Below are 11,078 nucleotides of genomic sequence, written 5' to 3' on the forward strand. Positions count from 1 at the left end.
GCGCCGGCTGGATCGCGGCGCCGTTTTTTTTGCTTCAGATGGGTCGCCGGATCGTCGAGGCCGAGCAGATAGGCAGGCGGCGCTTCTTCGTTGCATACCCCAAGGGGGCAATTTCCGAGACAGTGTCTCGGAAATCCGGAATCAGCGCCGATCCGGCCTTACTTGTTGGTGGCGAGCGCGCCGGCGCTCTTGGTGCCGCCGAACAGCGCCGTCAGATAGTTCTGCTGACGGTTCATCTGCGACATCACGTTGTTCAGCGCGGTGAATTGCGCGTTGTAACGCGTGCTCAGTGCGGCGGCGTAGGTCTGCAACGTGGCTTGCTGCGCCGTCAGGCCCTTGATATCGGTCTGCACGCCGCTGGCGCTGCTGGTCAGGATGCCGTGCGTTGCCGTGTACGACGTGATCGCGTGGTTGATCTGCGCGCCGAGGCCGGCCGTCTTGTCGAACAGTGTGGAGGCCACGGTCGGCTGGTTGGCCAGCGAGCGCGTCAGCGCGGCCTGATCGACGATCAGCGTGCCGGCCGGCTGCGTACTCTTGGTGCCGTCGGCCACCGTGATGCCGAGCTGCTGCAGCGTGGCGCCCACGCCGTTGTGGTTGACGGCGCTGCCCAGGATCGATTGCATCTGAGTCCGAATCGTATTGAGCGTCGAGTCGCCGAACAGCGGGCCGGCCAGCGGCTTGGCCGGCTGCGAGTTATCGAACGCGCCCACCGTGGCGATCGTCTGCGCCAGCGTGTTGTAGCTGTCGACGAACTTCGTGATCGCGGTGGCCTGCTTGCCCGTGTCGGTGGCGATCGCCAGCGTTTGGGTGGTGGCGGGCGAGGTGACGGCCGCCTGCGTGAGGTTCAGCGTGACGCCGGCGATCACGTTGCTCACGGCATTGGTCGCGTTGAGGTTGGTCACGCCGTTGACCGTGACCGAGGCGTCCTGCGCGGCCGACGATTGCGCCCATTTGCTGCCGGCGCCGATCGTCGATTGGCCGCCCGTGGTGCTCGGCGTCGAGCCGACCGCGAGGTCCGACAGGCCGTTGTCGGCGGTGGCGGCCACCTGCACGTCGATCGTGTTGGCCGCGCCGCTGTTGTTGCTGCGCAGGACCAGATGCGCGCCGTCGCTGCCGGTCACGATGCTGGCCGTCACGCCCGGGTTGTCGCGCTGCTTGTTGATCGCGGCGGCGATGCCCGACAGCGTGTTGTTGCCGGCATCGATCGCGATTGTCGATGCGTGGCCGTTGACGCTCAACGTGATCGAGCCGGTGCCGAGCGCCTTGGCGGCGGCGAACGGCGGCGAGGTCAGCGATTGCGATTGCGCGATCTGGTTGACGCTCACCTGATACGAGCCGGTCACCGCGCCGTTGCCGGCCGTCGCGCTCAAGCCGGTGCCGCCAACCGTGGTGGCGGTGAAGGTCTGCCCGAACGAGCCGTCCGACAGCGCGGCCACCGCGCCTTGCAGGTTGGTGAGTGCGGTCTGCAGGCTCGTGTAGGCGGCGGCCCGGTTGTTGTCGCGCGCCATGGCGGTCGACAGGATCGCGTTCTGGCCGGCCGTCTTTGAATTGACCAGCGCCGTGACCAGCGTGTTGACGTCGATCGTGGAATTGCCGGTGGCACCGCTGATGATCGATTGCGCGGCTTTTTGCAGGGCCGAATTGCTGGAGATGGCGTTGTTGGCGGTCGAGGGGATCGACATGCGGAGGCTCCCGGAATTAAAGGTTGATCAGCGTTTGATCGACGGTGCGCTGGGTCTTGATCGTCTGCGCGTTGGCCTGGTAATCGCGTTGCGCGGTGATCAGGTTCACGAGTTCGCCGGTCAGGTCGGTGGTCGATGCTTCCGTCGTGCCGCCCTTGAGCGCGCCGTGGCGGGTGGTGCCCGCCACGCCGATCTGCGGCACGCCCGAGGCGGTCGTCTGGATGTATTGGTTGCCGCCGATGCTGGTCAGCCCGCCCGGGTTGTTGAAGTTGACCACCACCACCTGGCCCAGCGTCCTGCTCTTGCCGTTCGAATAGATGCCGCTGACCGAGCCGTCCACGCCGACCGAGTACGAGGTCAGCGAGCCGGTGGCATAGCCGTCGGCCACCAGGTTCGACGACGCGCTCTTGCTGGTCGAGAACTGGGTGGAGCTGGACAGGTCGAGCGCGATCGCCTGCGGCGTGGCCGCGCCGGTGGTGTTGGTCAGGCTCAACGGGAACTTGCCGATCGAGCCGGTGGCCGCGCCGCCGGCATCGGTCGAGCCGGTCAGCTTGCCCGACGCGTTGAACGTGAGCGTGCCGAGGTTCGCGGGCGGCGTGCCGTCCGCGCCCGCATACACGTTCCAGGTGCCGGCCGTCGCCGATTTCACGAAGTACAGGTTGACGTTCTGCTGGTTGCCGAGCGAGTCGTGGGCCTGCACCGGCTGGCGCAACGTGTAGGTGGTCGAATCGGTGGTGTTGAACGGCGTGTGCGTCTGGGTCTTGTCGGTCTGGCTCAGGTTGAACTGGCCGGTGATGGCGGTGGTGGCCTTCGGCGCGATGTTGCCTTGCGGCGCGGCGAGCGCGCGCAGCGAAGCCGTGTCGATCGAGCCGTCGGCGTTGACGCCGTAGCCCATCAGGTTCGCGCCGGCGCTGTTGACGATGTTGCCGCGTGCGTCTGCGTGGAATTGGCCGTCGCGCGTGTAGGTGGTGATGCCGTGGTTCGATACCTGGAAGAAGCCGTTGCCCGAGATCGCGATATCGAGCGGGTTCTGCGAACTGGTCAGCGAGCCTTGCCGGAACACCTGCACGACTTCGGCAAGCTGGGTGCCCGCGCCGATGCCGTTCGAGACGGCGGTGGACACCGAATTCGCGTAGACGTCGGAGAACTGCGCGACGGCCGCCTTGAAGCCGACCGTGTTCGCGTTCGCGATGTTGTTGCCGATGACGTTCAGATGGTTCGATGCGCCTTGCAGGCCGCTCAAGCCTTGTTGATAGCCCATGGTGATCCCCGTTGGTGTGTGGCCGGATTGGTTTGGTTTATTCGTTGCTGGCGTGATCAGGAATGCGAACCGTTGCCGCCCGAGGTGCGCGGGAAGATCGCGCCGAGGTGGGCCAGATCGACCGTCGTGCCGTTCGACAGCGCCAGGCCGGCGCTGCCGTCGGCCTGGCGGATCACGCCCTGCACCTGGGCGACCGTCAGCGTGGCCGCGCTCGCGGTGGCGCCTTGCGCGTTGGTGTAGCTCGCGCTGATCGTGTACTGGCCGTCGGGCAGCTTCGCGCCGTTCGAATCGACGGGCGTCCAGGTGAGCGGGATCGTGCCGGCCTTTTGCGGGCCTTCGTTGAGCGTGTTGACGACCTTGCCGGTGGCGTCCTTCACGGTGATCGTCAGGTTCGAGGCGGCGCTCGTCAGTTGCACGCCGAAGCCCACCGGCGCGCCCTTCGCCACCGGCAGCGTGCTGCCGGGCGCGAGCACGTTGGCGCCCACCAGCGCCGCCGCCTGCGTCGACTGGCCGGCCGCGACCTGCGAGGCCAGCGACGTGAGCGAGGCGTTGAGTTGCGCGATGCCGCTGACCGTGTTGATCTGCGCGAGCTGCGAGGTCATCTGCGCGCTGTCGACCGGGCTGGTCGGGTCCTGGTTCTGCAATTGCGTGACCAGCAGCTTCAGGAACGTCTGCTGCAGGTCCGCCGCCGATTGCTTCGAGGTGCCCTTGCTGCCCATCGTGTCGGGCGGCAGCTTGTTGACCGAGGTTCCGTTATTGCCGATCGTCGTGCTGGAGGCGCTCATGAGGCGGGTGTCCTTTCTCGGGCTGGCAGGCGCGCGCCGTCCGGTCGACAGTCCCCGATGGTCGAAGCGCGTTGTGTGATCGATCGCCATCTGTTGTCGATGGCGTGCCGAGAGCGTAGCGCCTGGTCGGTTTTCGGGATGTGTTGTTTTGTCAGTGACGGTGGCGTCGCGTGGTTAGGTATGCGATGGATAGGGGCGGGCGACGAGGCCCGGGGTTGACGAGAGGCGACGGGCGTGGGAAACGTGTGCGCTGCACGGACGTATTCCCCTCGTATTACGCCGTCGTGTCACGCAGTGTGGCGTTTTCTTGTCGCCGTGTTTCGGGCGGGGGCGGTTGGCGTGGCGGGCGACGAAAAGGATCGCATTCCTGACTGACGGAGGCAGGGGCTTCCGGGCTCGTGGCGCGAGGGCGATGTCGCAGGTGGACGCCAGCCTTCGGAATCGAGGAAAATGGCCGGCCAACGTGGGAGACGGCGCCGATTCGCGCGCTCTCGCCACCCGGCGATCCGATAAAAACGAATCCGACAACCAATCCGACCATGGGCTTGCCCGACCGCTTCCGCCAACTGCTTTCGCCTTTGCCGACACCGCCGTCCCAGGCGGACCATGTCGAGCGCTTGATGTCGGCCCTGCGGGCATCGGGCGATATGCGCACCGGGTCGTGCAACGGCACGAGCGGCGACGTCATCCATTTCCCGAACCTGTTTCCCGAGGCCGGGTGTGTCGAGGCCTGGTTCGCGACGCACGGCAAGCCGGCCGACCATCGATGGATGGCATCGCCGGGAGATGCGCATGCGAGATAAACCTCCGCGTCACCGCACGCGGCGGGTCGGCACGTCGGCGGCGGCCCGCGAGCGGGCGGCGAATGCGCCACCGATCGTCCCGCGCTGGCTGTTTACCTCGGTGCTGCTGCTGTGGTGGTTCGGCGGATATGGATGGGTGATCTTCGACATCGTGCGGGATCGCGGGCCGTTCGCGTTTCTGCTGAGTTGGCAGACCGCGCTGTTCGACGGCGCGAACCTGCTGGTGGCGGCCGGCATAGCCGCCGTCGCGGTCTTTCTCGGCCCGCGATGGGCGGTGCGCGGGCTGCGGCGCGTGTGGCCCGACAATGCGGTGCTGGCCGATCTCAGCGCGCAGTTGCGCGATGCCGGGCGCTCGCGCGGCGCGCTGAGCGCGCAGTCGCGCGCGGCATGGCGCGATGCCGATGCGGCGGGCCGGCTGCGCATCGCGCGGCGCGCACGCAACATCGGCTTGGGGATGGCGGGCGTCGCGCTTGCCGCGGGAGGCGGGCTGTCGGCGTGGCTGCACATCGTCGAATACGCCGATGCCGGCAAGCCGCTGACGCCGGTCGCGCTCGTGGCGAACACGCCGATCGCGCTCGGCAACGCGAGCGACTGGGTGCAGGTGAGCGGCGCGTTGCCGAAATTGGAGGCTGTTTTCGTGCGCGATTACACGGTTCGCCGCACGTCGTACCGCGACTATCTCACGCCGCTCGTGCCGCTCGTGCCGGCCGGCTGGCGCAAGGGTGACCGCGTGTATCTGCTCGAACTGGACAGCACGGTCCGGCGCGGCAACGACGATGACAATGACCGGCAAGCCAATCCGCCCGGCCTGCTGGAAGGCTCGCTGTCGTTCGGCGGCCCGCGCGACGACATCGCCGCCGCGTTCCAGCGCGAGGGCTACGACGTCGGGCCATGGACGGCGGTGCTCAAGCGCGACACGTCGCTGATGGGCAGGATTCCTGATCAACCGGCAGGCGTGACGATCCTGATCTGGGGCGAGACGGCGATGTTCGTGCTGATCGGGTTGGGGGTGGCGATCAGCCGGCAGGTGCGGATTCGGGGCATCGAGCGGCAATCGGCGTGACGCGAACCATGGCAAGCTTCACCGCGTCACCACCGACATCTCGTTCCCGCGCCCCGGGCTGATCGGAATCGGCTGCGACAGATACCCGTTCGCCGGATCGCGCACGTAGTCCAGATACGCATTGCCATGCTCGAACGCATTCTCCGCGAGAATCAGCGCGCCGCTTTTCAGCCTGGGTTCGAGCAGCTTCAACACCGGCAGATACAGGCTGAACGCACCGTCGAGCAGCACCAGGTCGATGTCGCCCGGCAGGTCGCCGAGCGTTTCGCGCGCGTCGCCCACGCGAATCTCGACCCGCTCGCCCAGGCCGGCCGCTTCCAGGTTGGCGCGCGCACGGGCGGCCTTGCTCGGTTCCAGCTCGGTGCCGATCAGGTGGCCGCCGCCCATGTCGTGCAGCGCCGCGGCCAGATAGACGGTGGAGACGCCCATCGACGTGCCGAATTCGACGATCCGCTGCGCGTTGGCGGCGCGCGCGCATTGATACAGGAAGCGCCCGTACTCGGGCGCGACGTTCAGGAAGTTGTCGGCGTAGCCGCGATAGAAGCCGCGCAGGTCGCGGCTTTCCTCGGCGAAATGCTCGGCCACGGCGTCGGCCAGGCGCTGCTCGCTGTGGTCCGTGCCGCTGAACTGCGCCATCAGGGCCGCGTCGGCCTGCTCGGCTTCCGCCAGCATCCGCTGCAAGGTCTGGGCGACGCGCCCGCTGCTCAATGAATTCATGATGTGATCCGCGCTGAAAGGGTTCGGGATGGGGAGACGGCAGGTGCAGCCGGGCTGCCGCACCACGCATCCGTCACCACCCGTAGGCATGCTAAGTAAATGCCGGCTTGGCGGCATCGGGGAATATGGCCAGAATATGTGGAATTCCTGCCAATCCTGGAAACCACGTCATGCCGGTTGTCAGCCCCACCTCCGATCCCGCCGAATGGCTCGATCCCGACGACGTGCCGCGCCCGCTGGTGACGGTGGGCGCGGCCGGCATCGACATGAAGCAGCTCGATGAAAAGGCGCTCGCCGTCTATCTCGACCGCAAGGAAATGGGCTTCCACCATCATCGCAAGGGCGAATTGCTGCTGACGATGCGCGGCGTGCTGACCTGCGAGGTGGACGGTGGCCTGTGGATCGTGCCGCCGCACAGCGCGATCTGGGTGCCGGGCGGCGTGGTGCACAAGTTCGTGGCGGCGGGGCGGCTCGAATGCTATGTGGCGTTCGTCGAGCCGGGTGCGGCGTCCGATCTGCCGCAGGCGTGCTGCGCGCTGTCGACCACGCCGTTGCTGCGCGAGCTGCTGATCCGCTCGGCCAGCCTGCCGATGCTGTATCCGGAAGGCGGCATGGCATCGCATCTGGTCACGCTGCTGCTCGACGAAATCGCGATCGCGCCGCTCGGCAACCTGCATCTGCCGATGCCGTCCGACCCGCGGCTGCGCGGCATCGTCGACATGATCACGGCCGATCCGGCCGAGCGCGGCACGATGGAAAGCTGGGCGCGGCGCGTGGGCATGAGCGAGCGCACGCTGGCCCGCGCGCTCGCGGCGCAAACCGGTATGAGCTTCGGCCGCTGGCGGCAGCAGCTTCATCTGATGCTGGCGGTGCAGTGGCTGGGGGCGGGGAAATCGGTGCAGCAGGTGGCCGACGAACTGGGCTACGAGAGCGCCAGCAGCTTCGTGTCGATGTTCCGCCGCAAGCTCGGGTCGCCGCCGGCCCGTTACATGGCGGAGCGGGCGTAGCGCGACGCGGGAAAGATCGAGCGGCTCAGGAGCGCGCGCCGGGTGCGGCCGGCTTCGGAGCCGGCTTCATAGTCTGCTTTAGAGCCGGCTTCATAGCCGGCTTCGCGGCGGCCCCGGGCTTGACGGCATCGGCGGCCACCGGCGCATCGGGTGGCACGCCGAGCAGTTGCAGCGTCCCGCCCATCACCGACGAGAACACCGGCCCGGCCACGGTGCCGCCGTAATAGCCCTTGCCGCCCGGTTCGTCGATCATCACGGCGACGATCACGCGCGGCCGGCTCATCGGCGCCATGCCGGCGAACAGCGCGCGGTATTTGCCCTGCGCGTACGAGGCGCCGACCTGCTTGCGCGCGGTGCCGGTCTTGCCGCCGATCCGGTAGCCGTCCACGCGCGCGGCGCGTCCGGTGCCGCCTTCGTCCACGGCCATCTCCAGCATCGAGCGGATCGCGGCGGCGGTTTCCGGGCGCGTGACGCGATGGCCCTGCTGCGCGGCGGACTGGCCGTCGCGCAGCAGCCGCACCGGGTGGATCGTGCCGTCGCCCGCGTAGGCGGTGTACATCTGCGCGATCTGCAACAGCGACATCGACAGCCCATAGCCGTACGCCATGGTGGCCTGCTCGATCGGCCGCCAGCGCTGCCACGCGCGCAGCCGCCCCGACGCCACGCCGGGGAACGTCAGCTCCGGCGCATGGCCGATGCCGTATTCCTGGTACTTGTCCCAGATGGTTTGCGCGGGCAGGTTCAGCGCGAGCTTGGCGAGCGCGACGTTGCTCGATTTCTGCAACGCCTGCGAGACGGTCAGCGTGCCGTGGTTCGAGGTGTCGTGGATCACGGCGGGGCCGATCTTCCAGGTGCCGGGCGAGGTGTCGATGAGGGTTTGCGGGCGCACCTTGCCGGCGTCGATCGACAGCGCGACCACCAGCGGCTTGACGGTCGAGCCCGGCTCGAACGTGTCGATCACGGCGCGGTTGCGCAACTGCGCGCCGGTCAGGCGGCTGCGGTCGTTGGGGTCGAACGTGGGGTAGTTGGCGAGCGCGAGAATCTCGCCGCTCTGCGCGTCGAGCACCACCACGCTGCCGGCCTGCGCGTGATTGGCGACCACCGCCGCCTTCAGTTGCGAGTAGGCCAGTTGCTGCACGCGGCGGTCGACCGTCAGTTCGACGGTGGCGCCATGCTGCGCGGGCACCAGCGGATGCGTATCGGAAATGATCCGGCCGAGCCGGTCGCGGATCACCTCGCGCTGGCCCGCCGTGCCGAGCAACTGCTCGTTGGCCGCCAGCTCGACGCCTTCCTGGCCGCTGTCTTCCACGTTGGTGAAGCCCACCACGTGCGCGGCCGATTCGCCTTCGGGGTAGAAGCGCTTCGAATCGGCGATCTGCGTGAGGCCGGCGAGATCGAGCTTGTCGATGCGCGCGGCGGTGTCCGGATCGACCTGGCGCTTGAGCAGCACGAACTGCTTGTCGCTGCCGAGCCGGCGCCGGAGGTCGGCTTCGGGCAGCTCGAGCAGCCTGGCGAGCGGCCCGTAGGCCACCGGATCGACCTGCTTCGGGTCGGCCCAGATCTCGAAGCTGGTCAGGCTGACGGCGAGCATCGCGCCGTTGCGGTCGACGATCTTGCCGCGCATCGCGTCGAGTTCGATGGTGCGCTGGTAGCGCTTCTCGCCCTGGCCGATATAGAAATCCTGATTTGCCACCTGCACCCAGAACGCGCGGCCGATCAGCGCGGCGAATGCGAGAGAGATCACGATGAGGACGAATTTCGAGCGCCACATCGGCAGCCGCGACCCGAGCATCGGGCTGCGCGAGACGGCGACATACGGGTCGAATTTCGTCTTCTTTTTCAAGGACATGGGCGGTGGTGACGGGTTTATCTATGACATTTGAAAGAAATGACAGGCAAATTGTAATGAAAGTCCGGGCAGGTCGCGATAAAAAGCGCGAGAAGCCGCATGGGGCAGGGTTTTCGGGGAGACGGCGGGCGCAGCGCGGCCGCCGCCGTCTCAGTCGATCCCGTGGAACACCGCATCCTCCGGCCCGAGATGCACGGGCGCGCGCCAGGTGGCGTCGCGCATCGAGTGCTGCACCAGATGATCGACGCCGAGCAGCACCGCGAAGATCGCCATGCGCACCGGAATCCCGTTGTCGGTCTGGCGGAAGATCGCGAGCCGCGGGTCGCGGTTCAGGTCGGTCGAGAGGTCGTTCGCGCCGGGCCGGCTGTCGCGCGGCAGCGGATGCATGATCAGCGTGTCGGGCTTGCAGACGGCATCCATCAGCGCCTGGTTGATCTGGAAATCGGGCGTGTAGCCCTCGAACGATTCGTCGGTGAAGCGCTCCTTCTGGATGCGCGTGGCGTACACCACGTCCGCGCCGGCCAGCCCGGTGGCCAGGTCGGCGGTCTCCTCGATCACGTGGCCGTTCTTCGAGATCTGCTCGACGATATAGCGCGGCATGTCGAGCGTGGGCGGCGCGACCAGCGTGAAGCGGATGCCGCGATACAGCGCCAGCAGCTTGACCAGCGAGTGCACCGTGCGGCCGTATTTGAGGTCGCCGACGAACGCGATGTGCGAGCCGTCGACGATCTTGCCGAGCCGCGAGAACTCGCGCTGGATCGTGTAGAGATCGAGCAGCGCCTGGCTCGGATGCTCGCCGGGGCCGTCGCCGCCGTTGATCACGGGCAGGTTGATGGCGCGCGCGAACTCGGCCACCGAGCCTTGCTCGGGGTGGCGGATCACGAGCGCATCCACGTAGCCGGCCATCACGCGGCTGGTGTCGTGGATCGATTCGCCCTTGGCCATCGACGAGAACGTGAAGCCGGTGGTGTCGCACACCGAGCCGCCGAGCCGGCAGAACGCCGCGCCGAACGACACGCGGGTGCGCGTGCTGGCCTCGAAGAACAGGTTGCCGAGCACCGCGCCTTCCAGCACGCGCGAGATCTTGCGGCGGCGCGCGATCGGCTGCATGACGTCGGCCACGCGAAACAGCGCCTCGACCGAGTCGCGCGAGAACTGGTCGACCGACAGCAATTGCGGGCGGCCTTCGTAGAGGATCTGGCTCGATAGCGGCGACGATTCTACGCTTTGCGTATAGCCCGCCTCGTCGCTGCCGCGCGAGACGATTTCCGTCACGTAGCGCTCGACGATCTCGGGCATCGAGCGCGATTCCTGCGAATCGTCGGGCAGCAGCCAAGTGTCAAGCGCGCGCCGCGTCACGCCGATGCGGTTGGCGAATGCCTCGCGGGTCATGTTCAGGCGGCGCATGGCGTCGCGCAGGAAGGCTTGCTGGGGTACGGTCATGGCGGCCTCGGAGTCGAAAATATACGCGTTGCGTATAATAGTTCGCCGTTGGCCAAAGTCAAGCCGTATCGATGCAGGGGCGGATGGACGCGCGGCGTGCCGCCGCTGCTGTACCGCGCCCGCTACGTCCCCGCAATCATTTGCTGGCGGCGCCGTGCGGCATTTGTATAATCGGGACCGTCCCCCGCCTCGTCAGGGGTGGAGGCAATTCGACACGGTACGATGTGCCCGCCCCGTGCGGGTTCGACTTCCTAGGAGACTCACCATGACGCGTTCGATTGCTGCTGTTCTGCTGGTTCTGACGGCTGCGCTTGCCGGTTGCAATACGATTGCCGGTGCAGGGCAGGACATTTCGAGTGGCGGCAGCGCCATCTCGAACACGGCCGAAAAGGCCAAGTAAGTTTGACGCGCCGCGCCTTCGGGGCGCGGGCCGAGAAGTGCGACGGGCTGCCGGTCAGGCAGCCCGTC

The 11,078-nt window shown here is 67.4% G+C and carries 10 protein-coding genes; 4 read left to right on the top strand and 6 right to left on the bottom strand.

From position 1 onward, the window contains the following. Window positions 1-158: 158 nt before the first annotated feature. Genes fliD through ACYP33_RS12625 form a run of 3 tightly spaced genes read right to left on the bottom strand, consistent with a single transcriptional unit; the run spans window position 159 to window position 3,728 of the window. Window positions 159-1,682, bottom strand: coding sequence for a flagellar filament capping protein FliD (gene fliD, locus ACYP33_RS12615; protein ID WP_459622047.1), 1,524 nt, complete (start codon window positions 1,680-1,682; stop codon window positions 159-161). 16 nt (window positions 1,683-1,698) lie between these two features. Then, the gene (flgE, locus tag ACYP33_RS12620; RefSeq protein ID WP_459622048.1) at window positions 1,699-2,943 is read right to left on the bottom strand and encodes a flagellar hook protein FlgE; all 1,245 of its coding nucleotides are present in this window, start codon (window positions 2,941-2,943) and stop codon (window positions 1,699-1,701) included. Between the two features lie 56 nt (window positions 2,944-2,999). Continuing rightward, window positions 3,000-3,728 (bottom strand): flagellar hook assembly protein FlgD, encoded by a 729-nt coding sequence (locus ACYP33_RS12625; RefSeq protein WP_459622050.1) that lies wholly within the window; start codon window positions 3,726-3,728, stop codon window positions 3,000-3,002. A 539-nt stretch (window positions 3,729-4,267) separates the two neighbouring features. Between ACYP33_RS12625 and ACYP33_RS12630 the strand changes: the two genes are divergently transcribed. Further along, window positions 4,268-4,531 carry a hypothetical protein gene (locus tag ACYP33_RS12630; protein WP_459622052.1) on the top strand — a complete coding sequence of 88 codons (264 nt, stop codon included), beginning with the start codon at window positions 4,268-4,270 and terminating at the stop codon, window positions 4,529-4,531. Beyond that, window positions 4,521-5,594 carry a hypothetical protein gene (locus ACYP33_RS12635; protein WP_459622054.1) on the top strand — a complete coding sequence of 358 codons (1,074 nt, stop codon included), beginning with the start codon at window positions 4,521-4,523 and terminating at the stop codon, window positions 5,592-5,594. The genes ACYP33_RS12630 and ACYP33_RS12635 overlap by 11 nt, the downstream gene beginning before the upstream one ends. Before the next feature lie 18 nt (window positions 5,595-5,612). Here the strand turns inward: ACYP33_RS12635 and ACYP33_RS12640 are convergent, their stop codons facing one another. Then, entirely contained in the window at window positions 5,613-6,311 is a 699-nt protein-coding gene (locus tag ACYP33_RS12640) for an O-methyltransferase (RefSeq protein ID WP_459622056.1), read from the bottom strand. Between the two features lie 170 nt (window positions 6,312-6,481). Between ACYP33_RS12640 and ACYP33_RS12645 the strand changes: the two genes are divergently transcribed. Continuing rightward, window positions 6,482-7,318, top strand: coding sequence for an AraC family transcriptional regulator (locus ACYP33_RS12645; RefSeq protein ID WP_459622058.1), 837 nt, complete (start codon window positions 6,482-6,484; stop codon window positions 7,316-7,318). 25 nt (window positions 7,319-7,343) lie between these two features. On the opposite strand, the gene ACYP33_RS12650 is transcribed toward ACYP33_RS12645, so the two are convergent. Together ACYP33_RS12650 and ACYP33_RS12655 are read right to left on the bottom strand one after the other, a co-directional pair. Further along, window positions 7,344-9,167: a peptidoglycan D,D-transpeptidase FtsI family protein gene (locus ACYP33_RS12650; protein ID WP_459622060.1), complete on the bottom strand. Its 1,824-nt coding sequence runs from the start codon at window positions 9,165-9,167 to the stop codon at window positions 7,344-7,346. A 150-nt stretch (window positions 9,168-9,317) separates the two neighbouring features. Then, the gene (locus tag ACYP33_RS12655; RefSeq protein WP_414439585.1) at window positions 9,318-10,610 is read right to left on the bottom strand and encodes an aspartate carbamoyltransferase; all 1,293 of its coding nucleotides are present in this window, start codon (window positions 10,608-10,610) and stop codon (window positions 9,318-9,320) included. Window positions 10,611-10,875: 265 nt separating this feature from the next. Between ACYP33_RS12655 and ACYP33_RS12660 the strand changes: the two genes are divergently transcribed. After that, window positions 10,876-11,010: an entericidin A/B family lipoprotein gene (locus tag ACYP33_RS12660; protein WP_414447254.1), complete on the top strand. Its 135-nt coding sequence runs from the start codon at window positions 10,876-10,878 to the stop codon at window positions 11,008-11,010. The last annotated feature ends 68 nt before the right edge of the window (window positions 11,011-11,078 follow it).

It is taken from the genome of Burkholderia sp. 3C (assembly GCF_054589155.1).

Coding starts and splice junctions, on each gene's coding strand:
- fliD (WP_459622047.1), bottom strand. CDS start 1,682: ATGTCGATCCCCTCGACCGCCAACAACGCCATCTCCAGCAATTCGGCC.
- flgE (WP_459622048.1), bottom strand. CDS start 2,943: ATGGGCTATCAACAAGGCTTGAGCGGCCTGCAAGGCGCATCGAACCAT.
- ACYP33_RS12625 (WP_459622050.1), bottom strand. CDS start 3,728: ATGAGCGCCTCCAGCACGACGATCGGCAATAACGGAACCTCGGTCAAC.
- ACYP33_RS12630 (WP_459622052.1), top strand. CDS start 4,268: ATGGGCTTGCCCGACCGCTTCCGCCAACTGCTTTCGCCTTTGCCGACA.
- ACYP33_RS12635 (WP_459622054.1), top strand. CDS start 4,521: ATGCGAGATAAACCTCCGCGTCACCGCACGCGGCGGGTCGGCACGTCG.
- ACYP33_RS12640 (WP_459622056.1), bottom strand. CDS start 6,311: ATGAATTCATTGAGCAGCGGGCGCGTCGCCCAGACCTTGCAGCGGATG.
- ACYP33_RS12645 (WP_459622058.1), top strand. CDS start 6,482: ATGCCGGTTGTCAGCCCCACCTCCGATCCCGCCGAATGGCTCGATCCC.
- ACYP33_RS12650 (WP_459622060.1), bottom strand. CDS start 9,167: ATGTCCTTGAAAAAGAAGACGAAATTCGACCCGTATGTCGCCGTCTCG.
- ACYP33_RS12655 (WP_414439585.1), bottom strand. CDS start 10,610: ATGACCGTACCCCAGCAAGCCTTCCTGCGCGACGCCATGCGCCGCCTG.
- ACYP33_RS12660 (WP_414447254.1), top strand. CDS start 10,876: ATGACGCGTTCGATTGCTGCTGTTCTGCTGGTTCTGACGGCTGCGCTT.